This window comes from Pseudoalteromonas sp. HL-AS2, assembly GCF_031198805.1.
Lineage (GTDB): Bacteria > Pseudomonadota > Gammaproteobacteria > Enterobacterales > Alteromonadaceae > Pseudoalteromonas > Pseudoalteromonas nigrifaciens.
The window spans coordinates 394125-419925 of the sequence record NZ_CP133572.1 but is presented as its reverse complement, the minus strand read 5'-3'; the positions used below and the strand labels follow the sequence as shown (position 1 = coordinate 419925).

Annotated in this window: 20 protein-coding genes; 10 read left to right on the top strand and 10 right to left on the bottom strand. The window is 39.6% G+C overall.

Annotated features, from left to right (window positions below):
• The first annotated feature begins 40 nt into the window (after window positions 1-40).
• Entirely contained in the window at window positions 41-2218 is a 2178-nt protein-coding gene (locus tag RB215_RS16750; RefSeq protein WP_309217206.1) for a TonB-dependent siderophore receptor, read from the top strand.
• 78 nt (window positions 2219-2296) lie between these two features.
• Here RB215_RS16750 and RB215_RS16745 read toward each other — a convergent pair whose 3' ends face one another.
• Entirely contained in the window at window positions 2297-2854 is a 558-nt protein-coding gene (locus tag RB215_RS16745) for a TMEM165/GDT1 family protein (RefSeq protein WP_011329910.1), read from the bottom strand.
• Between the two features lie 571 nt (window positions 2855-3425).
• Here RB215_RS16745 and RB215_RS16740 point away from each other — a divergent pair.
• Window positions 3426-3620: a (2Fe-2S)-binding protein gene (locus RB215_RS16740; RefSeq protein ID WP_011329912.1), complete on the top strand. Its 195-nt coding sequence runs from the start codon at window positions 3426-3428 to the stop codon at window positions 3618-3620.
• An 80-nt stretch (window positions 3621-3700) separates the two neighbouring features.
• On the opposite strand, the gene bfr (RB215_RS16735) is transcribed toward RB215_RS16740, so the two are convergent.
• From bfr (RB215_RS16735) to RB215_RS16715, 5 genes are all read right to left on the bottom strand, one after another.
• Window positions 3701-4165, bottom strand: a complete 465-nt coding sequence (bfr, locus tag RB215_RS16735) for a bacterioferritin (RefSeq protein WP_011329913.1) — start codon at window positions 4163-4165, stop codon at window positions 3701-3703.
• A gap of 14 nt (window positions 4166-4179) precedes the next feature.
• Window positions 4180-4650 carry a bacterioferritin gene (gene bfr / locus RB215_RS16730; protein WP_011329914.1) on the bottom strand — a complete coding sequence of 157 codons (471 nt, stop codon included), beginning with the start codon at window positions 4648-4650 and terminating at the stop codon, window positions 4180-4182.
• A gap of 253 nt (window positions 4651-4903) precedes the next feature.
• Window positions 4904-7039: a TonB-dependent receptor gene (locus tag RB215_RS16725; protein ID WP_309217205.1), complete on the bottom strand. Its 2136-nt coding sequence runs from the start codon at window positions 7037-7039 to the stop codon at window positions 4904-4906.
• Between the two features lie 72 nt (window positions 7040-7111).
• Window positions 7112-8182 carry a PepSY domain-containing protein gene (locus RB215_RS16720; RefSeq protein WP_197107879.1) on the bottom strand — a complete coding sequence of 357 codons (1071 nt, stop codon included), beginning with the start codon at window positions 8180-8182 and terminating at the stop codon, window positions 7112-7114.
• 92 nt (window positions 8183-8274) lie between these two features.
• The gene (locus RB215_RS16715) at window positions 8275-9138 is read right to left on the bottom strand and encodes a cation diffusion facilitator family transporter (RefSeq protein ID WP_309217204.1); all 864 of its coding nucleotides are present in this window, start codon (window positions 9136-9138) and stop codon (window positions 8275-8277) included.
• Between the two features lie 254 nt (window positions 9139-9392).
• Here RB215_RS16715 and RB215_RS16710 point away from each other — a divergent pair, with 254 nt between their 5' ends.
• The 7 genes from RB215_RS16710 (at window position 9393) to RB215_RS16675 (ending at window position 18673) form a co-directional block, all read left to right on the top strand.
• Window positions 9393-14150, top strand: a complete 4758-nt coding sequence (locus tag RB215_RS16710) for a PAS domain-containing protein (RefSeq protein WP_309217203.1) — start codon at window positions 9393-9395, stop codon at window positions 14148-14150.
• A 12-nt stretch (window positions 14151-14162) separates the two neighbouring features.
• Window positions 14163-14645 (top strand): GNAT family N-acetyltransferase, encoded by a 483-nt coding sequence (locus RB215_RS16705; protein ID WP_309217202.1) that lies wholly within the window; start codon window positions 14163-14165, stop codon window positions 14643-14645.
• A 157-nt stretch (window positions 14646-14802) separates the two neighbouring features.
• Window positions 14803-16167, top strand: a complete 1365-nt coding sequence (locus RB215_RS16700; RefSeq protein WP_208834957.1) for a DNA-3-methyladenine glycosylase 2 family protein — start codon at window positions 14803-14805, stop codon at window positions 16165-16167.
• 272 nt (window positions 16168-16439) lie between these two features.
• Entirely contained in the window at window positions 16440-16949 is a 510-nt protein-coding gene (locus RB215_RS17870; protein WP_375144261.1) for an RRXRR domain-containing protein, read from the top strand.
• Complete coding sequence (locus RB215_RS16685; protein WP_375144268.1) at window positions 16889-17530, top strand: HNH endonuclease; 642 nt, start codon at window positions 16889-16891, stop codon at window positions 17528-17530. Before RB215_RS17870 ends, RB215_RS16685 begins: the two co-directional genes overlap by 61 nt.
• Window positions 17530-17997, top strand: a complete 468-nt coding sequence (locus tag RB215_RS16680; protein ID WP_309217200.1) for a methylated-DNA--[protein]-cysteine S-methyltransferase — start codon at window positions 17530-17532, stop codon at window positions 17995-17997. The genes RB215_RS16685 and RB215_RS16680 overlap by 1 nt, the downstream gene beginning before the upstream one ends.
• A gap of 91 nt (window positions 17998-18088) precedes the next feature.
• On the top strand, window positions 18089-18673 hold the full coding sequence (locus RB215_RS16675) for a thymidine kinase (protein WP_011329924.1): 585 nt from the start codon (window positions 18089-18091) through the stop codon (window positions 18671-18673).
• On the opposite strand, the gene ltaE is transcribed toward RB215_RS16675, so the two are convergent.
• Together ltaE and rlmF are read right to left on the bottom strand one after the other, a co-directional pair.
• Entirely contained in the window at window positions 18656-19660 is a 1005-nt protein-coding gene (gene ltaE / locus RB215_RS16670) for a low-specificity L-threonine aldolase (protein ID WP_309217199.1), read from the bottom strand. The genes RB215_RS16675 and ltaE overlap by 18 nt on opposite strands.
• Before the next feature lie 22 nt (window positions 19661-19682).
• Window positions 19683-20615, bottom strand: a complete 933-nt coding sequence (gene rlmF, locus RB215_RS16665; protein WP_041454980.1) for a 23S rRNA (adenine(1618)-N(6))-methyltransferase RlmF — start codon at window positions 20613-20615, stop codon at window positions 19683-19685.
• A 130-nt stretch (window positions 20616-20745) separates the two neighbouring features.
• On the opposite strand from rlmF, the gene RB215_RS16660 reads away from it, so the two are divergent.
• The gene (locus RB215_RS16660) at window positions 20746-21654 is read left to right on the top strand and encodes an alpha/beta fold hydrolase (RefSeq protein WP_309217198.1); all 909 of its coding nucleotides are present in this window, start codon (window positions 20746-20748) and stop codon (window positions 21652-21654) included.
• Here the strand turns inward: RB215_RS16660 and RB215_RS16655 are convergent.
• Window positions 21623-23065, bottom strand: a complete 1443-nt coding sequence (locus RB215_RS16655) for a sulfotransferase (RefSeq protein ID WP_182683675.1) — start codon at window positions 23063-23065, stop codon at window positions 21623-21625. The genes RB215_RS16660 and RB215_RS16655 overlap by 32 nt on opposite strands.
• 100 nt (window positions 23066-23165) lie before the next feature.
• Window positions 23166-25748 carry a TonB-dependent siderophore receptor gene (locus RB215_RS16650; RefSeq protein WP_011329929.1) on the bottom strand — a complete coding sequence of 861 codons (2583 nt, stop codon included), beginning with the start codon at window positions 25746-25748 and terminating at the stop codon, window positions 23166-23168.
• Window positions 25749-25801 lie beyond the last annotated feature (53 nt).

Genomic DNA, 25801 nt, shown 5'->3' with positions numbered 1-25801 from the left:
CATTAACATGCGTTCACTGTATTATTGTTAGTTATCTCTCATGAAATTTACTCTTTTATCTATCGCAATCTCATCAATTATATTTAATTCTACCTGTGTATTTGCCGCCGAAGAAGCTGAACAATCAACAACAGCACCGCCCTCAACAATACCGCTCAATAGCGCAACGGCTCAGAATAATATTGAAAAAATAGAAGTAGTAGGCCGTGCTTTTTCGTTATATAGGCCAACCGAGTCAGCATTTGGTACCCGTACAGATACCCCCTTAGAAAAAATACCTCAATCGATTCAAATATTACCGCAAGCGTTAATTAGTGACCAAGCAGCACGTCAAATTACTGATTTATATAGTAACATTGCAGGCGTTAATGGCTTTAGCTATTCGGGCGTAACATTTAGAGGCTTTCGTCAAGACGAAATTTTATACGATGGTGTAAAAGGTGACCCTTTTAATGGTTTTGCCGTACCGCAGTTATTTAATATTGAGCAAGTAGCAGTGCTTAAAGGCCCAAGTGGCGCGGTTTATGGTAGTGGTAATCCAGGTGGCATTATTAACTACATGACTAAAAAACCACAATATATTGCTAAAACTACAGTAGAACTAGAGCTTGGCAATGATGACTTTTTTAGTGGTGCTTTTGAATCTACAGGCAGTGTAAACAACGAGCAAACACAAGCCTACAGAGTGGGCGTGTATAAAGAAAGCCAAAATCCGTTTAGGTATAACACCGGCGAAGACAACACCATTATCGATTTAGGTTATCGCTTTGACTTTGATAATGCGTCAAATTTAGTGCTGCAATACACTAATATAGATCAAGACTTAGCAGGAGCCCGTTTACGTGGCGTACCTGTAGATGATAACGGCGACTTTATTGCTAATCGTGAGTGGAACCATAACGAAGCAAGCGATTATCAAAAAGTGTCAGCTGATGTGTATCAGGCAACCTATAAAAATGAGTTAAATGATATATTTAGTATAGATGTAACAGCGCGTTACTTTACTAATACCGAACAGCAAAACTATCACGAACCGCGGGGCTTGTTAGATACCGATAATGACGGTGTAGTTGATTGGAGTGAACGTGAATTTAGAGATCAAGCGCGCGAAAACCAAGGCTTGAGTTTAACTGCTAATTTAATAGCACAAACAACGATTGCGAATATGGAGCATGTGTTTTTAGTAGGCGCAGATTATTATGCTGCTAAATTTGATGCTATATACCGCACCGCCAAACAAGCAAGTAAAGGCGGACCAGTACCTGGACTATCGTTAATCAATCCGCAATATGGTTTAACATCGGGCGCCGATTACGACTTACAAAGTATAACCCCACGATTTGTTAGTACTGAATCTAAAAGGCTCGGGGTTTATTTGCAAGATCAACTAGATATTACCGAAAAGTGGAATATAACAGCGGGGCTACGCTACGATCACTTTGAAGATACTGATCAGATCAGCAATACTGAGTTTTCAGATAGTGATGTTACGGTGCGTATTGGCACCAGTTATAATATTAACGATACGTTTTTTCCATATGCGCTTTATGGTACAGGCTTTTTGCCGCAAGATGCGGCAAGCCAATCTGAGTTAGTAGGTGGGCCATTCTCCCCAGAAAATAGCTATATTACAGAGTTAGGCTTGCGCACTAAATTATTTGATGACTCCTTGGCGATTAATATCGCGACCTATCAAATTGTGCGTAAAAATATTTTGCAAACAAGCTTACTACAAAATGATTCGGGTATTGACCAGCTAGAATCGCTAGGTGAAGTGCAAAGCGATGGCTTTGAGCTAGAGGTGGTTGGCGACATAACCGATAGCTGGGTAGTAACGGCCAGTTACGCGTATAACGATACCCGTATAAACGAGCAAAGCGAAGGCTTTTCAGCGCAAGCTGCTGGTTCTGATAAGTTTGCCAATGCCCCCCAAAATACTGCAGGCATATGGACTCGCTATGACCTACCCAGCATTAACTCATCTATTGCTGCTGGCCTTGATTATGTTGATCAGCAAGTAAGTTTAGATGGCACCCATGTAAAGCCCTATACCATTTACAATATGGCCTGGAAAACTCAGTTAGAAAACTGGACGTGGCAAGTATCAATTAAAAATGTGTTTGATAAAGAGTACGCATTAAGCGGCTTTATTAATCGCACTGGGCATTTTCCGGGTGAGCCAAGACGTGTTTACTTATCGGCTAAATATCAGTTTTAATACTTAAGCTGATGTGAAATTAAAAGCCCTCGTTTATGGATAATGAGCAGGGGGCTTTTAATAATAAAAGTATTGAGCCTAAATAGTTGCTATGCCATATAGCCCTAACAGCACAAAAACACTGGCTGCAATTATTCGCACTTTATTTAAAGGAATGCGTTTTAGTAGCGCATTACCTGCATAAATAACCGGTACGTTAGCAATTAACATGCCCACAGTTGTACCAATAGTAACCCACAACACCGATTGATATTGTGCGCCAAGTAGCACAGTGGCTATTTGTGTTTTATCGCCAATTTCAGCAATAAAAAACAATACAAAAGCGACTAAAAATGCGCCATAGCGATCGTATTTATGGCTCACGGCTTCATCTTTATCAGGGATCAGCAGCCAAAGGCCAACCACAATAAAACTAATATTCACAACCCAAGGTAGGTACTCAATAGCAAAATTACCACTAAGCCAATCTCCAAACCAAGCAGATAAGCCATGATTAATAATAGTTGCGACTAATACACCTAAAATGAGTGCAATTTTATTATGAAAACGAGCAGCGAGCAGTAACGATAAAAGCTGAGTTTTATCGCCTATTTCCGCAAGGGCAACAGTGACGGTTGAGGTTAAAAAAACTTCCATTATTGATTCTTACAGGCGGGAATACTAAACCAAGGCAAATAGCTATCTCCCGCCTTGAGGATAGTTATCTACCTAGGTCTCGCCGATAATGCTTGCTACAACATTACAAACTTACCACGCACGTGAGGTGCAATTATGTTGATAAGTTTACTTGTGACACCAATAATATTAAAGCGTGGTTATTGTAGCGATATACAAGGCTATAATTACTCACTTTTCCAACACGATTGATATTACTAAGCGGGCTACTCCCCTAAGAGACGCGCATTATTCCACAAACCTTTTAGATAGTAAATCGTGAACCATAGATTAAGCGCTATAAGTAATTAAAACGAATAGCTTAAGCGTACAGGTGCTCAGTGGTTGTTTTAAAAATTGAATACAGGGCCTCAACGGACATACAATTTTGGAACATATACTTTTTTAAACAGTCGCTGATTATTTTAACCTGTGTAGCACTGCTTAAAATAAGATCAAAAAATAACATAATTAACTGCAAAAAGTGTTTGATAACCATTACCATTTAGATTAGTATGCACCTACTAAATGTAATTGAGAGTGGTTTGTATTCATGTATATTTGTCTATGTCACGGTGTGACCGATAAAAAAATTGAACAAACAATTGACGATGGTGCAACAACCATGCGTGAGTTAACTAAAGAGCTTAAAGTGGGCAGCCAATGCGGTAAGTGTTGTGGTTGTACTAAAAAGATCCTTAATCGTAAGCTTATTCAAATTGCCGATATAACGGATCAAGTGGCTTAATTTAGTTAAAAATTACATTACAAAATTTAGATATAAAAAAAGCAGCTTTAAGCTGCTTTTTTTATGCGTGTTAATTACTATTACAGCTGCGACTGTAGGTAGTTTTCTAAGCCGGTATTTTCAATCAGTAATTGCTGAGTTTCTAACCAATCAATTTGCTCTTCTTGTTCATTTAAAATGTGATCAAGGGCTTCACGAGTAATATAATCTTTTTTACTTTCAGCCAGTTTAACTGCGCTACGTAACTCATCAATTGTATCAAGTTCAAAGCTCATATTGGCAGCAATCATTTCTTCGCTGTTTTCACCAATACGTAAACGGCCTAGGTCTTGAAGATTTGGTAAGCCTTCTAAAAACAAAATACGTTCAATTAAACGATCCGCGTTTTTCATTTTTTGAATTGATACTTTGTAGTCTGCTTTATCTAATTTACTAAAGCCAAAATCTTTAAACATACGTGCGTGTAAAAAGTATTGGTTAATACCAACAAGCTCGTTAGCGAGTACTTTATTTAGTGCTGCAATAACGTCTTTATCGCCTTTCATACTATATACTCCTACTAAGCCATTTGTGCTTGATGATAATTTTGCGTTCCAATCTTATCAATTAAACCAAGTTGCTGTTCTAACCAGTAAACATGATCTTCTTCGGTATCAAATAATAGTTTTTCTAAAATGGCACGAGATTGATAGTCTTGTTGTTCTTCGCATATTGCGATTACGTCTTTTACGCTAGCTACTACTTCAAGCTCAAGTGTTAAGTCGTTTTGCATCATGCTTTTAACATCGGTGCCAATTAATAAATCACGACGTTTAGTCATGTTAGGCACACCTTCTAAAAATAGAATGCGTTTTATTAACCAGTCACAATGATCTTTCTCTTCTTCCATTTCGTGGTTAAGGCGCTCATAAAGTTTAGCTAATCCCCAGTCATCGTACATGCGCGAATGAATAAAATACTGGTCAATTGCTGCTAATTCGTTGGCTAGCAATGTATTAAATGCGTCGATTACTTTTTGATTACCTTTCATGATAGATCACCTTAACAAGTTCAATTGCGACCAGTGTAGTGCAAACTGCAGCTATTGCAAGTTTTCTCTATAAAAATCATTATGTTACTATTGGTTTTGATTCTTATTTAAGTTTGCGTTATTACTTGGTTTGTAAGCAGTTTTTAATTTTTATAATAGGTATTGTTAATTGAGCGAGATGAGGGTTAATACACATATTTTAATATAATTTAAAAAGGCATGCTTAACATGCCTTTAAAGTTACTTAAATCAGTTAGAATTGATATTTAGCACCGAGAGTTGCCGTAGTGCCTAGCCCTTTAATATTGTAGCCACCATAAGTATATGATTGCGCACGAGCAGGGTAGTAGTCGCTGTTAAATAAATTTTCGACCCCAAAATAGCTGCTCCATTGTGGAGTAATTTGATATTGACCACTCAAATTAACTATATCGTAACTACTTACAGGACCTTGATCGCCAACGTATTGGCCTTGTTCGTTTTTATCAAAGCGCTTTCTATCGCCAACGTATAAATAGCTAAATGTAAGAGCTATGTCGTCGCTGGCCTGCCACGCTAAATTGGCTGTCGCTTTTGGTGGGCTAATTTGTTTAGCACCTAAGTATTCATCGGCTTGGGTATCTTTACCTTCAACGTAGCTATATGTGGCAACTAATTTAAGTTGTGGGGTAATGGCATAATTTACTAAGCCTTCAAAGCCCCATATTTTTTGCGGCGCGCGTATTGGCTCATAAACGCCTGTTACATCGTTAAATTTATTGCTGGTTCCTAGCTCAGACGTGCTTTTATATGCTGCTACTTCAAAGCGCAGGTCATCAAATTGTGAGGTGAAACCTACTTCGTAGTTATCTATAATTGATGCTTGTGTTTGAATAAGCGCTATATCGTTTACAGTAGCTGCTCGCAATAGTATGCCTATGTCTGATATATCAGAGCCCTGCGAGTAACTAAAAAATGGGCTAAAGGCAGGGCTTAAATTATATTTAATGCCAGCATTGTAAGTTGTTGCATCGTAATTTATGGTATCGCCGCGCACACTTAGTGGTACTGAACATTGCGTAGCGGTTCTGCATAGCTTTAATGTTTGATAGTCGGCTACCGTTAAATCTATGCTTTCTTTTCTTACACCGGCTTTTAAAATAATATCGTCGTTAATTACCCACTTTGTTTGTAAAAAACCAGCAACACTATCCATGTCCATTTCAGGAACCCATATACGGCCATCAACTAAAGGTTGTGAGGTTTTATCGTTTAGGGCATCAATACCATATATTAAGGTGGTTGTTAGATTATCAAAGTCAAATTGGCTATTAAATGTGGCTCTTGCGCCTAGTTTATCTGACTTTATAACAGATTGACCACCGCTATAACCATCATCAAGATTGGCTAAATTAGTTGAAAAGAAAAATACATTTTCTATATTTTGCTTGTACAGATCTAAGGTCATTTGGGTGTTATCGAATAAGGCGTAATCTAGGTATTTAAGAGTAATATTTACATTGCCTTCGGGGCCTTGCGGTTTACCTGGTTTTTGCAGCTCTTTGAGTACGTGAATCGCATAGGTTTTTTCACCTATGTTACCGTCGCCAGTAACATCCCCTAAATCAGTTTTTTGCTGTGAGCTATAAAAGTTATAACTAAACTCTAGTTGCTTATCATCATCAAAATCGTAGCTTAGTTTAGTAAAGTAGTTTTGTGTTTCTGAGTCGGACAAACCATATTGCAAGCCTAAAATATCACCCTCTGAATCACGTTGTACACCGTTTTGCTCGTAACTGGCGCTTATTAAATAGCTAAACTTATCTAAGCCACCATTTATAGCTGCCGATATTCTTGCACCGGCACTTTCATCAAGCTTAACAGCACTAAAGCGGCTAGAAATACTAATTTCGCCCTCAGGCTGGCCGTCACTTTTCGCTTTTTTTGTTATGTAGTTAATTATGCCGCCAGCAGCGCCATTACCATAAATCGAGGTTGCTCCTTTAATAACCTCTATGCGTGCAATGGCACTGGCATCTAGCGTTTTTATGCCTAATGAACCGTTACGCAGTGGAGTTGATTGTGGCACGCCGTCAATCATAACTAAAGGTGCGCGACCACGCAGTGTTTGGCCTGAGTTACTGGAGCTGCCGGTGCTAGGAGCCAATCCTGGTACCATTTGTGCGAGTAAGCTGCTTAGTTCTGGGTTTACTTTTAAGTGTTGTTGAATTTGCTGCTGATTTATAACAGTAATTGAAGCAGGAACTTCATCAATACTTTCAAATATACGACTACCCGACACAATAACGTGTTCTAACTGATCAGCAGAATATTTGTTTTTACTATTTTCATCGGCAATTGCGCAAGCACTAACAGCGACGCTAAGTAAGCAAAGTGAGGTTTTTAACATGGTAACTCAGATAAATAATTAATTTTGGTAATGATAACTATTAACAATAACGGCCACAAGTGTTAATGATAATTATTTTCGATTTCGTCTTTTTAACCAAAAGTAAACACCCGTTACAATAAAAAAGCTCAGTGATAGGGTTATTAGTAGCCATAAAAACTGTACAACTGGCCCAGCAAAATTACCAATATGAAAGGCATATTTAAAGTTCCATGCTTGTGTGGTGAAATTGGTTTTACTGGCGTCAAATGAGTTTAATACTTTACCAGTAAATGGATTAGTCCAAACCCAGCTGTAAGCGTGGCTTTCGCCGGGATTTTGTATTCTTAAAGCAATCGCGTCATCCGCTTTTTTAGGCAGGTATACCCTATATAGCTCACCTTCTGGAAATATGGCTTGAGCATTATTAATTGCTAAATTGTATTGTAATTCGGTATTTTTAAGCACAGGTATTTTGGGAGGCGCAGGTCTGTTTGTTACTTTATTTTGTGTTACCAGTTCTAAAACAGACTGCGTTTGCGTTTTCCAATTAAACGCCATACCCGTAAAGGCAATCAGTATTAATGGCACAAAAAAGTAAACTCCCAACACAGTATGCAGCTGATACAGCAGTACTCTTAGTTTTGCTTTAGGTTTTATAGCTAAACGTTTTATCCGGTTTTTAGGTTTTACCCATAAATAAAAGCCTATTAATACGTTTATTAACAGCAGTAATGCACATACCGACATCCAATTTTTAAATGGTTTATTACCGTCACTGCTCTCAAATAATAACCAGCGATGCAAAGCAAGCGTAAAACCATAAATTGTATCTGTACTTTGGTAAGTATAAATAACATTGCTGGTGTAGGGGTTTACGCTCGCGTAGTGATTATTAGCTAATCTAAACTGCCATGCCATAGTAGGGTTTTGTTCAGGCATTAAAAAAACAGTTTTTTGTTGGGTTTGAGTTTGCACACTGTTTATTAAAGTGTCGAAATTTAGCGGTTTTTCTGCAGGCGTTACTAGCCATTTTTCGGGCTGGATAAGGTGTTGTAGATCTTTTGCGTAAATTAACACCGCTCCGCTGAGGCTCACTATTAATAAAAACAACCCGCTGAGTAGGGCAAGTGTCAAATGAATTTTACGTAACCAAAGTTTCAAAAACGGCATCTCAATTGTGAGCTAAGAACCCTAATTGTAAATGATAATGAGAGCAGTTTTCAATTGAAAGTTTGTTTATAAAGCTATTTTTATTATAAATTATTGTGCTTTTCTATTATGCAGTTTTCAATATTAAAATTATGCTGTAAAAAGTGTTTAACGGCTGCTAAATCAAGTGAGTTATGAGCGTTAATCAGCAGTTCGCAATGGCTGGTTTTATCATCTAATTGCCATACTTTTATAGCTATTACTTGCTCTATATTAAAGTTTTTGGTGAGAGCGCATGTAACAGCTTGGGTATCAAAGTTATTAGGCGCAGCTTGCATTAAAATGCGACAGCTTTGTTTAAGCAGTAACACGCCATGGTAAATAACATAAATAGAAATTAAAATTGTCGCAATTAAATCAACTATATACCACTGGTACAAAATAATTAAAGTACCTGCAACAATAACCACAACAGACGCCATCGCATCAGATACATTATGAATAAAAGCTGCTCTTATATTCATACTGCTATTTGCGCCAGCTCGGTAAGTTAAAAGTGCAGTGATTAAATCTATTAGCAGGGCAAATGCAGCCACCCACACTATGATCCAACCATCAATTGGCTGCGGGTTTAAATAACTGCTCATAGCTTCAAAAATTAAATACACACCTATCAGTATTAATGTACTGCTATTGAACAAAGTAGCTAAAATTTCGGCGCGCTTGTAGCCAAAGTGATGTGTGTTATCGGCAGGTTTGTTACCAATTTTACGCGCAACAAGGGCAATAAATATAGCGGCTGCATCACTAAGTTTATGCAGTGCGTCTGCCATGAGTGACAAACTGCCAGAAAATATTCCGCCAATAACTTGCGCAACAGTAAGCAGAACATTAATGGCAACAGCTAGCGCGAGTTGCTTGTTACTTTGGCTGTCGTCTACATGGCTGTGTGCATGGTCATGACCCATAATATCCCCAAGTAACTACTTATATTAAGATTGTTATATCACGAGCAGCTAAAAACAGCTACACGGGGCTTGATGAAACTTAGCTAACTCATTGTGTATACTTAGGCGTATATTTAGTTAAAAGCCAGGTAGCAGTACTGTTTGTAAAACACATAAAAAATTCATGGGCTTATTAGCGCAAAACTTGCGTCTTAGGCTTTTTAATGCATTAATACATAGTATTAAAATGGGTAAAATTACTAGGTAATTCAGGTATGAATAAAGGTTTGAGCTTCACAAAGCTAGCAGGTAAAGGACAGTCTGTACAAAGTAAGCTAACTATAGCCTTTGTAGTTATTGCATTAATACCTTTGTGTTTGTTTTCTTGGCTGAGCTTTAAGCGAATAAATAATACATTAGAACAACACGCCCAAACTGAATTACAACAGGTAACAAATATTGCTCAGCAGTTTAGTCGCTTTTGGCTGGCTGATTATATTAAAGATTTTAAGTTACTTAAAAACCAGTTAACGACTAACTCTGTGCAACAACAAAGTGCAATAACTGAGTTTGTTAACGTATACGAATTTGTAAATAATGTAGAGCTAATAGATAGCGCAGCTTTGCTTGCTACACCTACATCTTCTTTTATTAGCAAAATAGCTCCTCAATCGTTAACTAATATCCATACTAGCTTGAGTGAGCATGCAACGCCTTCATTTCAATCATTTTTAATTGAAAAACAACCACATTTTATTATTGCGCTTGGTATATATAATACGGAGCAACAATTAAGCCGTATTCTTTTAGCCGATATAAACCCCCAGTGGCTAATGAATCAATTAAATGCAATGTATGCTAAAAACAGCGAGCTTAGTTTTAGTTTATTGCCAAGTAATAGTTTGCCTTTATTAAACCAACAGCCATCAACAGAGCAAACATTATTAAATAAAACACAATTAATGCAAAAAACGTTTACCTATAACAACGAAAATAATGATGTAATGTATGGCTTTGTTAGTCAGCTGAATTTTTTGGGTGATCAAAGCTGGCTGCTATTAGTGTCTAAGCCGAATGTTCAGGAGCTAACAAATACTTATTCTATTAAGTATTTTGCTTTGGCAACACTGCTTATGTTGTTGGCTGTTTTAGCGTGCTCTTGGTGGTTTGGTCGAGTATTGTTTCATCCATTAAGGCGCTTAACAGCCCTTGTTGATAAAATTACCAAGGGGAAAAGCACCCAAGTACCTATTTTACCCGACAGCCAAGAGTTTAATTTGTTATCGAGTAAGCTGTGTAAATTGGCCGAAAATAAACAGCAACAACTAACAGAGTTTTATAAACAAGGGGCTGAACTACAGGTTGTGCTAAGGCACTTAGCAGAGCAAAAAAGTGCACTTGATGAGCACGCGATTGTGGCTGCAACAGATTTAAAAGGCACTATCACTTTTGTTAATAAAAAGTTTTGTGAAATAAGTGGTTATGACGAACACGAGTTAATAGGTAAAAATCACCGTATTCTTAATTCGGGCACTCACCCAAAACAGTTTTTTAAAGAAATGTACCAAACCCTAAAACAGGGAAAAGTATGGCATGGGAAAATATGTAATAAAGCCAAGCAAGGTAATTTATATTGGGTAGATACCACCATAGCGCCATTTTTAGATGAAAATGCTAAGCCACAGAGCTATATAGCCATTCGAACAGATTTAACCGCATTAAAGTTACAAGAAATAGAGCTAGAAGAGCATAAAGCACAACTACAGTTGGTAATAGACACTACCGCTGTGGGAATTTGGGATTGGTACATTGACACAGGTAAAGTCACTTTTAATCACCGTTGGGCTGAAATAATTGGCTATACCTTAGATGAGTTAGGCCCAGCAGTAATAGGCACTTGGTATAAGTATGCCCACCCAGACGATTTAATCGTTTCGGAGCAAAAATTAAACGCTCATTTTTCTGGTGAAACAAACTATTACGTCAATGAAGCACGTATGAAACATAAACAAGGTCATTGGGTATGGATACTAGACACTGCAAAAGTGGTTGAATGGAATGATGATGGCTCACCAAAGCGGATGATAGGTACCCATTTGGATATTACAGAACAAAAAGCAACAGAGCTAGAATTACAAAATAGTCGTGACCAATTTGCCTCGTTAGTAGGCAATATTCCAGGCATTATTTACCGCTGTAAGTACGATAAAGTGTGGACTATGCTTTATATGAGTAAGCAAACTAAAGAGCTTACGGGTTATGACGCTGAGGCAATATTAGAGAATAAGCAGTTAAGTTATTTAGAAATAATTTACTCGGACGATCGTGACGATATTGAAAAAACGATTATTAAGTGCATTGACGAGCACACGCCTTGGTCTGTTGAATACCGGATCATAACGCAAGGTAATGAAGTACGTTGGGTAAATGAAAAAGGCCAAGCCATTTATGACACTGACGGAAACGTATTATATTTAGATGGTTTTATACTCGATATTACAGAGCGTTATCAGGCGCAATTAAAAATAACACGTCAGCAAAGCCTGCTTGAATCTATGAGTAAACAGGGGCAAATAGGTGCGTGGGAAATAGACTTAAAAGCGCAAACGCTTTATTGGTCAGACGAAGTACGCGCAATTCACGAAGTGCCACAGAGTTACTCTCCAGATATAGCCACCGCAATAAATCATTATAAAGAAGGCTATCACAGAGATAAAATTAATGCCCTTTTTGAAAGTGCAATAAGTAGTGGGAAAAGCTGGAATATTGAGCTTATTATTGTTACTTACACTGGCCAAGAACGTTGGGTTAAGTCAATAGGGCAAAGTGAGTTTGAAAACGGCCAGTGTATTCGTGTTTTTGGCTCTTTTCAAAGTATTGATGCACATAAGCGACTTGAACTTGAAAGCGAAAAAGCCAATCGTTACAACAAAAGCTTAGCCATGCTTACTGTTGCACCTGAAGTGCAAAGCAGTGATGTGGCAGAGGTGAAAAAATTAGCCGTTAAGTCTATGTGTGAAGTGCTTGATGTACAGCGCGCTTCTATTTGGATTTTTAACGAACAACGCGATTTAATGATTTGCCATAGTTTAAATATACAAGGGCAAGGTGTTGATTGCTGTAATGCACAGCTCAGTGCAGAGGATTACCCTGCCTACTACGAAGCTATTTATAAACAAAACTTAATAGCCATTGACGATGTTTATAATCATCCCGCTACCGTTGATTTTATTGAGCACTATGCAAAACCTAATAATATAAAATCTATGCTAGATGCCGTTATTACAACCGGTGACGGAAATTTAGGTATTTTATGCGCAGAAACCGTTGGGGAGTTTCGCCAATGGACGCAAAGTGAAGAAACCTACTTACGCTCTTTAGCAACTTTAGTAGGCAGTACCTTAGTGTCACAACGCCGTAAACAAACCGCTGAGGAATTAAAAATAGCCTTGGTTTTGGCAAAAGAAGCCGGTGTAGCAAAAAGTCAGTTTTTAGCAACTATGAGCCATGAAATACGTACGCCAATGAATGGTGTTTTAGGCATGCTTGAGCTTATTCAGTTAGAGCAACTGCCCAAGCCTATTGAAACTAAAGTAGCAATTGCTAAAACCAGTGCGCATTCATTACTGGGTGTAATAAACGATATTTTAGATTTTTCAAAAGCAGAAGCAGGTAAAATTGAGCTAGAGAGTATTAACTTTAATGCCCGCGATTTAATTGGTGAAGTAACCGCAGCGCAAGCATTAACAGCTCAAAATAAAGGCATAGAAATAATTTTAGATTTGGTTGCCTTAGAGCCATCGCAGTTAAGTGGCGATCCAGGGCGAATACGCCAAGTATTAACTAATTTATTAAGTAATGCCGTTAAGTTTACAAACGAAGGCGAAGTGGTGGTTAGCGCATCTATTGAGCGTATTGAAGCCCAGCTAATACTGAAAGTTAGCGTAAAAGATTCTGGTATTGGTATTAGCAAAGAAAAACAACAACAGTTATTTGCACCCTTTATGCAAGTAGATGCGTCTACTACTCGAGAATATGGAGGCACTGGCCTTGGTCTTGCTATAAGTAAGCAGTTATGTGAACTAATGGGAGGCGCTATTGCAATTAAAAGTAATGCTGGCCAAGGGAGTGAGTTTATCGTCACCATGGAGGTGCTAAAGGGCGATCAACAAGAGCGCTATATGCCAAAGGCTAATATTAATGGGTTAAGTATATTGGTGGTTGATGATAACGAAACAAATCGTTTGGTTATTTCAGAGCAGCTCAAGCACTGGGGAGCTAATGTTGAGCTGGCAAATAATGCCGAACATGCGCTGCTAATTTGTGAAAATAGAGTTAAAAACAATCAGGGCATGTATGACATAGCTGTATTAGACATGCAAATGCCCGGCATGGATGGCATAGAGTTATGTGAAGTATTAAAAGCGCATGCAGATTACAAACATATGCCATTAGTAATGATGACCAGTATTGCAGGCTTAGAGGGGGCTCAGCGCTATTCTGACGCAGGCTTTCAGGCTTACTTTCCAAAGCCAGTAACAACCGCCGATTTAATTTCTGCGCTTTCGGTTATTACTAATAGCGAGCAGCACGAAGCACTGCCATTGGTAACATCTGGGTATATTTCATCGTTGCGCAAAGCCAAAACCATTGAGCCTGCTAAAATATTATTGGTTGAAGATAATCCAATAAACCAGCAAGTATCTACTTTAATGCTTAAAAAGCTCAATTGCGAAACAGTCTTAGCCGAAAATGGTCAACGTGCTTTAGAGGAACTCGCAAAACATGAAGCAGGTTACTTTCAAGTTGTACTAATGGATTGCCAAATGCCGGTTATGGATGGTTATGATGCCACTATTGCAATACGTAAAGGTGAGGCTGGCGAGCAGCATAAAGCAATTAAAATTATAGCATTAACAGCCAATGCCATGGATTCAGACAAAGAGCGGTGTATTGCAGCTGGCATGAATGATTATTTAAGCAAGCCAATTGAACTTGATATTTTAAAAGATAAATTAGAGCAATATTTTTAAGGTTAAAGCAGTATGACAAACACAATCGACATTCGTGATGCGCAAGCAAGTGATGCAAAAACCATTTTGCACTTTATTAATGAGCTCGCTATTTATGAAAAAGAGCCACAAGCAGTTAAAACTAATGAACAAGCCATTTTAAATACCCTTTTTAGTGAAGGCGCAACAGCGCATAGCATTATATGCTTTGATGGCGACGAGCCCATTGGCTTTGCTGTTTATTTTTATAATTACTCTACCTGGCTTGGTAAAAACGGCCTCTACCTAGAGGATTTATATGTAAGCCCTGATAGCCGCGGTAAAGGGGCAGGTAAAGCAATAATGAAGCACTTAGCAAATCAAGCGCTGAATAAAAATTGTGGGCGTTTTGAATGGGTGGTATTAGATTGGAATAAACCCGCAATAGACTTTTACGATAGTATGGGCGCTAAGCCGCAAAATGAATGGATTATTTATCGCTTAACAGGGCAAGAGTTAATCGACTTTGCCAAATAAGGCAGAGTGCCTTTTAACACGTTACATAATAAACAGTAGCTTAACCATATAACTCCTGCCTTTGGTTAACTTATATGGTTAAGGTCCGAAATTGGCTAGTAAAGTGTGGCGTATACTTTAAGCTTAAGCTTCTTATTAGTAATTAGTGTGTGCGTTTATGAATGATAAACACTGGCAAAAAGCACGGCAGAGTCGCGATCCTCGTTTTGATGGGCTTTTTTATGTGGCGGTTAAAAGTACCGGTATATATTGTCGGCCAATATGCCCAGCCCCCACGGCTAATGAAATAAACGTTACCTATTATCAGTATGCACATAATGCTGCTAAAGCGGGGTTTAGACCCTGCATGCGGTGTAGGCCCGATAGTGCGCCGGGGAGCTTTGCTTGGCAAGGAGTTAAAACCACGGCACTGCGAGCAAAACAGTTAATTGATCAAGGTGCTTGTTATGATTGCGAAAAACTCGCGGCAAGGTTAGGGGTAAGTAGCCGTTATTTAAGGCGTTTATTTACTCAGCACTTTGGTATTTCGATCACGCAATACCGTCTTTTCAATCAGTGTCACTTTGCTAAAAAACTGATCCAAGAAACCACTCTACCGCTAACGCACATTGCTTTTGCAGCGGGATTTAATAGCATTAGACGTTTTAACGACGCATTTTTACAGCAACTAAATATTGCCCCTTCAAAATTACGCAGCAGCGATAAAGCACCTAGCTCTATTGTAAACTCAACTCTCAATTTAACTCTTCCCTTTAGGCCGCCATATAATTGGCCTGCTATGCAGCAGTTTTTAGCAAAACGCTTAATTGCGCCTATGGAGTGGATAACAGCGACAAGTTATGGGCGTACATTTTCAGACGAGCACTGCAAAGGCAGTTTTAATGCCGAGTTTATAGCTAAAAAAAATCACTTTAAAGTGGCAATAACGATTAATAATACGCATTGCTTACAGCAAGTTATTACCAATATTCGGCGAGTACTTGATTTAGACGCCGATATAAATTTAATCACAATGCATATACAAGATAATATTAATAATGCATTTGCGGTGAGCGAAGGGCTGCGCCTACCAGGAATTTGGTCGAGTTTTGAAGCGGGCATTCGCGCGGTACTTGGGCAGCAAGTAAGTGTTACTGCTGCGCATAATTTAGTAACTAAACTTGTTAGTGAGTTGGGGGAGCAGTGCAACGGGGCTGTTTATTTTCCAACCCCACAGCAATTGGTAAACAGTGATTTTGCGTTTTTTAAAGTGCCTCAAGCGCGTAAAAATGCATTGTATAATTTGGCGCAGTTTTGCACGTTAAACCCACAATGTGACGATTTAGATTTATGGCTAAATTTAAAGGGCATAGGCCCGTGGACGGTAAACTATGCAAAGTTACGTGGCCAAAGTCAGCCCGATATTTTACTCGATGGTGATTTAGGTGTTAAAAAAGCGCAAGCCGCTGTGGCCGTGTTTAGCAGCGATAACTGCGCGCCATTTCGATCATATTTAACTTTTCAACTATGGCAGCAATTATAGTCAACTACTCACCCCTAAAGGGATGAGCTTGTAAAAGCGCTTGTTGACCAGACCACTAACTGAGGATTAGAAATGTTAGTAAACGATAATTTAGATGTAGAAACCTTGGAATGCCGCCTCAGTTCCAAGCTCTTTCGTGGCACTGTAAACAGTCCTATTGAGTTATGGGCAGTCAACCACGTTGCGAAGCTAAATTATCTGGTCGAGAGGAAGTCGAATTTGCTGTGTGCCTCAAGCACAGTTATACGCACTACTCGAAGGAGATACGCGCTATGTTAGCGTATGTACTTAACAAGCACGGGAAGCCTTTGATGCCTTGCAAGGCCGCTAAAGCACGTAAGCTGCTTAAAAATGGTAAGGCTAAGGTAGTCAAACGTACCCCGTTCACAATCAAATTATTGCATGGGTCGAGCGGCCATACTCAGCACGTAGTTGCTGGCATGGACACTGGCAGTAAACACGTTGGCTGTGCAGCTATCGCAAATGGTAAAGTGATTTATCAAAGCGGGGTGGCTTTGCGCACTGACGTATCTAAATTACCAATTTCACATTGGAAGGTTGAAACTGCTAGCTTCGATATACACAAGATAACTAACCCAATTGTGACTAGTGCCGGCTACCAGCAAGGCGCACTGCTGGGCTACTACAACGTTAAAGCCTACGTATTGCAGCGTGACAATTATAAATGTCAAAGTGGACGTAAAACGAAGCACAACTTGAGCTGCACGTACACCACAAAGTATTTCGTTCTCAGGGCGGCACTGATGCACCCAGTAACCTAATAGCACTATGCGAGACGTGCCATAATGATTTACATGCAGGAAAGTTTGAGCTGAAAGTGAAGCGCTCAAAGACTAAACATGCGACTGAAATAGGTATACTCAAAGCCCAGTTAAAACAGTGCTGGGATTTTGAAGAAACGTTTGGCTACGTGACCAAATTTAAGCGCGAACAAGTATTGGGCTTGCCGAAAACTCATTACTATGATGCTGTGTCAATTTGTTGTGAAGATGGCGAGCTTGTACAACAAGGCAAACATGTTTTACGTAAACGTCATGTGGCTTCTGGTGACTACCAACAGACAAAGGGTATCCGCTCCGAAAAGCGGATACCAGTCGGCAAGCTATTTGGCCTAAAAAAACACGACTTTGTACAAACACCACAAGGTACTGGTTTTGTTAAAGGCAAGCGTAGCTCAGGCTACTTTGCCCTAGAAACTATTTTAGGTGATAAGGTTCACGCCAGCGCTAACATTAAGAAAAACACGGTTCGGATTTCTGCTCGAACCACTACGTTAACTCAACTAATGGAGGCGGCAATTCCTCTCGGCACTAAAGTACCGAGTATCCTTGCCGTAAACTGATGATAATTCAAACCTTACTACCGAGTCCTATCGACGATATTATTATTCAAGGCAGCGAAAACGGCGTGAGCTATGTGGGTTTTTATCCACCTAAAAATTACTCCATTACAGCGCTTAGCGAAGTGACTAATGCCGCTATTTTATGCGCCGCAGCGCAGCTTAATGAGTATTTTGCTAAGCAGCGCACTACCTTTACAGTACCTTTAGATACCCAAGGAACCGTGTTTCAACAAAGTGTATGGCAGGCATTACTTAATGTTCCCTATGGGGAACTTAAAACGTATGGCGATATTGCTAAGGTATTAAACAACCCCAAAGCGGTGCGCGCTGTTGGCGCTGCTAATGGCAAAAACCCAATAAGTATTATTGTACCGTGCCACCGTATTATTGGCGCAAACGCAAAATTAACAGGTTACGCGGGTGGACTTGCAAGAAAACAATGGTTATTGCAGCACGAAACCGGATGATCAGTTCTTAATGCATAAAATGCATAAACCAAATTGGTATTAACGCTCGTTTGAGGTAGCATAAGCGCACTTTTTATCTGAAGGCACAGCAATGGCGCAATTATACTTTTATTATTCTGCAATGAATGCGGGTAAATCAACCACTTTATTACAATCTGCATTTAATTACCAAGAGCGTGGTATGGAGCCGGTGATCCTCACAGCTGCAATTGATGATAGAGCGGGAGTAGGCAAGGTATCTTCGCGAATTGGGCTGCAAGCCGATGCGCATATTTTTGATGAAAACAAAGATGTGTTTGCGCTTATACAGTCACTAAATCAAGATAAAAAACGCCATTGTGTACTAGTTGACGAATGCCAGTTTTTATCTAAAGAGCAAGTGATGCAGTTAACCGATGTGGTTGATGAACTGGGTATTCCGGTACTATGTTATGGCCTACGTAACGACTTTAGAGGTGAGCTATTTACCGGGTCGCAGTATTTACTTGCTTGGGCTGATAAGCTAGTAGAGCTTAAAACTGTGTGTCATTGTGGCCGCAAAGCCAACCACGTATTGCGTACCGATGAAAATGGCGATGCAATAGCCGATGGTAACCAAGTAGAAATAGGCGGCAACAACCGGTATGAATCGGTGTGCCGCAAACATTATAAAGCCGCGTTAAATATGGGCCGCTAATGCCTTTATAAAGGTGTCTATATCTGCTTTAGTTATGTCTAAGTGAGTTACTAACCTAAGTTGCTTACTTGGACTAAACAGTATTCCTTGCGCTTTTAAATTAGCTGCTAGCTGCTGTATATTTATATTAGGCTCGCAGCTGGCATAAACCATGTTGGTGGTGTTTTTCATGTTAACGTTAAAGCCATTAAGTGTACTTAATTGCTGCGCTAGGTAGCGCGCATTAGCATGATCATCGCTTAAGCGTTTTACATTATGCTCAAGTGCGTATTGCCCTGCTGCTGCTAACATTCCTGCTTGGCGCATACCGCCGCCAAGTACTTTTCGCCAGCGTCTTGCCTTGCTAATCAGCGCTTTTGAACATAGCAATAACGATCCAACTGGCGCACCTAACCCTTTAGATAAACAAATCGAAACAGAATCAAAGTGCTGAGTAATGGCAGTTATATCCACATTAAGATCGGCTGCTGCATTAAACGCGCGAGCACCATCTAGATGTAGCGATAAGCTGTGCTGGTTTACAAACTTGCGCGCTGCAGCAAGATAGTCAAGAGCAAGTACTTTACCGCCTATGGTGTTTTCAAGGCTTAATAAGCGAGTGTTGGCAAAATGATTATCATCAGGCTTTATTGCCGCCGCTATTTTATTAAAGCAAAGTGTACCGTCTGCTTCGTTTTCAATTGGCTGGGGTTGTATTGAGCCTAAAACGGCTGCGCCGCCGCCTTCAAATTTATAGTTATGGGCACTTTGGCCGCAAATGTATTCGTCTCCGCGCTCACAATGTGCCATTAACGCCAATAAGTTAGCTTGAGTACCTGAGCTACAAAAAAGTGCCTCCGCAAATTCAAAGCGCTCACATGCATATGCTTCTAGTTGGTTAACACTTTCATCATCGCCATATACGTCATCGCCTACAGGGGCGTTATACATTATATCGCGCATAGCTTTAGAGGGTTTAGTTACCGTATCTGAGCGAAAATCTATCATAGGGTTAATCCTTACTATATTATTATTCGAGTTCTTCGCAAATTTGCTCACGCGTAGCTTTATCAAAATAACTCCAAGCAATAAAACGACTAACTTTTTGCCCTTGTGCCATATCAACTATTTTATATTGGGCTATAGGGTGTTGTTTTAATTCTTGCTCTAAAGCCGCAATATTATCTTTTTTCGACACTAAAGAGGTAAACCACATTACTTGCTCTGCAACGGCTGCACTTTCTTTAATCATATTAGAGATAAATTGCACTTCACCGCCTTCGCACCATAGCTCGTTATTTTGGCCACCAAAGTTAAGTGTGCTGCTAGGTGCTTTGCCAAGGTTTTTCCATTTACGTTCGCTACCTTTAACAGCGTCTTCGCTGCTGGCATGAAACGGCGGGTTACACAGCGTTAAGTGGTACAGATCTTTACTGTTTATAACTCCTTTGAATATATTTGCGGCATTTTTTTGCTGTTTTAAGGTTATTTTTAAATTATTAAATTGCGCAATTTGTTTTGCTACTTTAATGGCTGCAGGGTCAATATCGGTGCCAGTAAAATGCCAGTTATATTCATGCCCACCTGTGAGCGGGTAAACTAAATTAGCGCCGGTGCCAATATCTAATACTTTAACTTGACGGCCAGTGGGAATTTGCGTTTGGTTATCGTCGGCTAATAAGTCTGCCAAATAATGAATATAGTCTACTCGTCCCGGAATAGGTGGGCATAAGTTATGCTGTGGAATATCCCAAAAATCTACATTGTAATGGGCTTTTAAAAGGGCTTGATTAAGGGTTTTTACCGCTTTGTTATCGCTAAAATCAATACTTTTTGTACCTGCAGGTGTTGTAATAATAAAAGCAGAAAGTGCAGGATGCTGCTCAGTTAATAGGTCAAGATCGTAGCCATTTAAATGTTGATTACGAGGGTGTAGTTTTGCGCGTGAGGTGCTTGCTTTCATGATGATTATTTTTACAACAGGAATAAAAGTTAATTGTAACAAATACCGAGATAAAAACGTGATAATTTTCCCTATGGCTACGAGGTTGTTACTGGTAGGATGAGCTGTTAGCAATTAAAAAGGACTCACTGTGGCAATCACTCAGCAATCAGTATTTATAACATTAGCCGATCAGCAAACACTGCATTTACGTCGTATTAGTAGCGATAAGCCAAATGGCGCAGTGGCGTTTTTTATGCATGGCGCGGTAGAAAACGGTAAAATATTTTATACCCATAGCAACAAAGGCTTAGCGCCTTTTTTAGCCGAGCAAGGGTTTGTGTGTTATGTGGCTGATTTACGTGGTCGTGGTGAAAGTAAACCGGTTATAGACAAGCATGCTCGGTATGGTCAAACCGAAGCTATTTTAGAAGATATTCCTGCATTTATAGATAAAATAGAGCAGTTAGAGGGGAAAAAACCAGATTATTGGCTGGCTCACTCTTGGGGTGGAGTGTTAATGAATAGCGCATTTGCACGATTCCCAAATTATATTAACGACGTAAAAGCCTGTGCTTACTTTGGCACTAAGCGTTCGTTATTTAATAATCACCCTAAAAAGTTACTTCAAGCTAATTTCATTTGGTATTTTATGGCGCCGTTAATGGCTAAAAAGCATGGGTACTTACCGGCTAGACGCTTAAAGTGGGGCAGTGACGATGAAACACAAAAGTCGCATTGGCAAAGTATGCAGTGGGCTAAAAAAACACCTTGGATAGACAGTGACGATAACTTTGATTACGCTAAAGCCGTTGCACAATTAACCTTGCCACCAACGCTGCATATTGCAGGCGCAAAAGATAAAGCCCTCGCACAACCAATAGATATTCAAAAGTTTATGGAAGAGTCGGGTCCTGGGGTACAAAAAATGCAAATTTATGGACGTCGTTATGGCCATAAAATAGATTACGACCATATTAATATGTTAACCCATCCGCATGCGCGCAATGAGCAGTTTAAAGATGTACTTAATTGGTTTGCGACTGCGCCAAAAGCTTAAGTAATGGCGTTTTGTAGCGTTGCCACTTATCAACATTGTGCAGATTAACCGGTTCACGTATAGCGTGTTTGCTGAGTGTGGTAACCGCGATTTTTTGTTTATAAAATGCCAAGCAATTTTCTTCAAACGAGCAACCTATAAACCTAAGTAGTGCAGTGAGTTGGCCTTTGGGGTCCGTTACTAATTGCTCATAACTTAGGTTATATATTTGCAGTGCCGGAAACGCCTGCCAATGCGCCATTAACTTTTCGTACAAGCTATGGTATTGCTTAAACTCGGTTAACGAGCAAAAGTAAGGCTCGTTTTCGGCAAAATAATTACTAAATACCGAAAATGCCGTGGCATTAAAATCGCGGGTTAAATTGATAAATTTTGCATTTGGAAATAGCATATAAATAAGCCCAATAGCTTGATAGTTGCTTGGCAGTTTATTAATAACAAAGGGACGAGAAGGGCTTGCTGTTTTTAATTTTGCTATATAAAGGTCGCGGGCCTTATTAATTAACTCATGTGTTAAATGATCTAAACAGTGTGGATAGCTAAAACCGGTTTTTTGTTCTAAAAAAGCCATCACATTACTACTTATACTAATACTTTCACCCATGCTTGAGCACTGGCTATGATTTACCAACATTTGTTCAAGTAGGGTTGAGCCGCTGCGTGGCATGCCAATTATGAATAAGGGGGTAATGCCACCTTTAACACTTTTATTCGCTGAGCTTAAAAGAGCAGCTGTATTGTATTTTATTATGTCGTCGTAAAAAGCAGTAAGAACTTGGGTATCAAATTCGCTTAGTTTTCGTTGTAATTGGTTAGCTAATACAAAGTAGTTAAACGCCTGATCAGTATCCTCTAGTTTGTCGTAACTTTTTGCCAAAGCGTAATAGCACACCATTTTAAGGCGTAAATTATTAGTTTGCGTTAGCAAGTGATGCAAGTTACTGAGGTAGTTATGTTCTTTGTCAAAACGCCCCAATTGTACCAACTCTAACAAAATATACGCTGTAACAGGGTAAACGCCTAAGCTCAGTGCATGCGAAAAAGTAGTATGGGCTTTATCTAGCTCACCATACGTTAAATAGTGCTGGGCTAAATAGTAATGTGGGTCGGGGTTATTACTGGCTAAGTTTTTTGCGTACTCAAGCACTTTTAGCGCATCATTTGGTGAATTTACATTATTAAATGCATCAGCAAGTGCGTGTAGAGGTTCAAGCATATAAGGCAGGCGTTCACAGGCTTTTTGTAATAAATATACAGCATCATCATTACGCTCTAGGCGCAGTGCAATTCGGCCTAAACCAAACAGGGCTTCGCCGTTATCAGCATCGGCTTTAAGTATTGTTTTGTAGTAAAACTCAGCATCTTTAAGTTTGTTTTCTGCCAGTAACTGATTCGCTTTTTTAAGTAGCATTGTAACTTTAACATTCCTGTTGATTCTGTCTTGACTATCTATACAGCGAAAAAGGCGAAATGTCTTTCACATTTCGCCTTTACCTTATGACCAATAAGGATTAAAAAGTATAAGTTGCTTTAACGTAATAATAACCACCGTTAATACCAAATGGTGATGTTTCGTAGTATTGACCACCCCAATTATTATTAGGGATAAAGTCGCTAGCGCCACTAAAATCAAGTTTTTCAGCTTCTTGGTCAAGTAAGTTTTGTGCACCTACAGAAAAGCTCATTGATTCGTTTAAAAAATAAGTAATTTCAGCATCTAAGGTAACCGCAGCATCTGCCATTTTAGCTGTTTCGTCATAATCTACATGCACACCTTGGTATTCACCAAAGTAGTTTACGCGGGTAAACGCAGAGAAGCTTTCCCATTGTTGTGCCCAGCTTAGAGTTGCACGATGATTAGGTAAGTCATTCTCAAGACGGCTTACTTTAAACGGCCCTGTAATAATGGTTGAGCGGGTAACTTCGGTTTCATTCCAGTTGTACGCTAAGCTAAATGTTGAGCTGCCATTAAGTAACTCAGTTGAGTAGTTAGCCACTAAATCAACACCTTGTGTAGTGGTGTCAAAGTCATTAGTAAAAAAGCTTACCTGTGCTAGGTTTTGTACGTTAGGAATGCCCGAGGCAGTAAGTTTGTCTTTGTCTGCTTGGCTAAGTTCAATTTTATCAGATTGACTAATGCGCTCATCAACTTTAATGTTGTAATAATCTACCGTTAAAAATAAATCGCCTAGCGTGTACACAGCGCCAAAAGTATAGCTTTGTGATTCTTCAGGCTCTAATTCTTGCCCGCCAAGTTGTATCGCAATTGGGTTAGTAGGTGGTAATAATGCAGAATCTACTAATACACCACTACTAAGGTTTGTTTGTACGTTACTCACATTAGCTTGGCCAACGGTTGGCGCTCTAAAGCCTGTGCTGATTGAACCACGAATATTTAAATCTTCAGTTAAGTGATACTGAGCCATTAATTTGTAGTTAGTAGTTGTGCCAAAGGTATCGTAATCTTCAAAACGAACGGCTAAGCCCATTAAAAACTCTTCAGTAAAGGGCGCTTCTATATCAACATAAGCGGCGTAGTTACGACGGCTATATTCACCAGCATCAGAGGGTTTAAAACCCGGAAAGCCATTTGAGCCAATACCAAAACCTTGATCGGTAAGTGGCCCTGCAATAAACGAGGCTTCATCGCCAGAGATCACAGTAAAGGTTTCTTCATGCCATTCTAGGCCTGATGCTATGTTTACATCGTATGCTAGGCCAAAATCAAAACCTTTGGATAGATCAAAGTTAAAGTTTTTCTCTAATTGTTCGTATTTACCTGGGCTAAAGTCACGTGGGCTTTCTGGGCCTAAAGACGCATTAATCGTGTCGTAAATAAAGTAGCGAGATTCGTTATAACCAACTGTGCCACTTAAATCGTAATATACATCCTTTAAAAAGCCATCAGTAAACTGACCTTTAGTACCAATAGTGAGTGACGCATCGGTAATATTACCGCCAAAGTTTGGTGTAAAACCACCTGGCAGCATTTCATTAAATGCAAAACAATCTGGGTTATTTGCCACCCCATTAATATAATCTGGATTATCAAGCACGTTATCATCAATGGCAATAGTTGGGCAGTTGCCACTCATATCACCGGTTAAATCGCCAACGAGTAAAGTATCGCCGCCATCGTTTGAATAAGCACCGGGGCGAGTGTGAGGGTTACGGTAATAAAAACCACCTCTTACATCGCGCTCAGAGTAGTTACCAAACATGTAAAATTCTGAATTATTGGTTAGCTCTAAACCTACATTACCAAAAATTGAAATGTCGTCGTTAACTTCTGGTGCGCCCCATACTTGGGTAATAGGTGCTATGTCGGGTACGCCTGCATCATTAAGTGCTTTAGCATCAAAGCGTTGTACTGAGCGGCTGGTTGCATCTGCGGTTTTATATTGAAAGCTTAAATTTGCAAAGCCATTGTCGGTAAAAGGAAGGCCAATATTGCCCGAAACTTGAGTGGTGTCGCCATCACCTTCGTAATACTCGCCCTTACGCACTTCAAGAGAGCCCCCTTCAGAGGCATCTTTTAATACAAAGTTTATAACCCCTGCAATAGCGTCAGAGCCATATTGTGCAGCAGCACCGTCACGCAGTACTTCTACTTGCTTAAGGGCAATACTTGGAATAACCGAAATATCGGCACCTTGAGCACCATCGTTAATACCACCACCTAAAAAGGCGATAACAGAAGCGCGATGGCGGCGTTTACCATTTAATAAAATAAGTGTGCTGTCTGATGGTAAACCCCTAAGGTTAGCTGGGCGCACTAATGACGCTGCATCACTAATTGGCATAGAGTGTACGTTTAATGAAGGTATAGCGCCCTTTAATAGCTCTAGCATGTCGGTGTTACCTGACTTGCTTAGCTCTTCACCACCAATAATATCAATAGGAACTGGTGAGTCACCAATAGAGCGAGGTGCTGAGCGTGTACCAACAACAGCAATTTTTTCTAGATTCTTATTAACTTTGGTTGTTGTTTGCGCGTCGGCTGCAATAGCAGAGCCAGATATAAATAATCCGGCTGTAGTGGTGGCTAAGGCAAATTTAACTGCCTGGTTTAGCACATTACTTTTTAATTTCATTCTAAATATCCCCAGTTAGAATAGTTTTGTTAATCATGTTTGTGTAACACGAG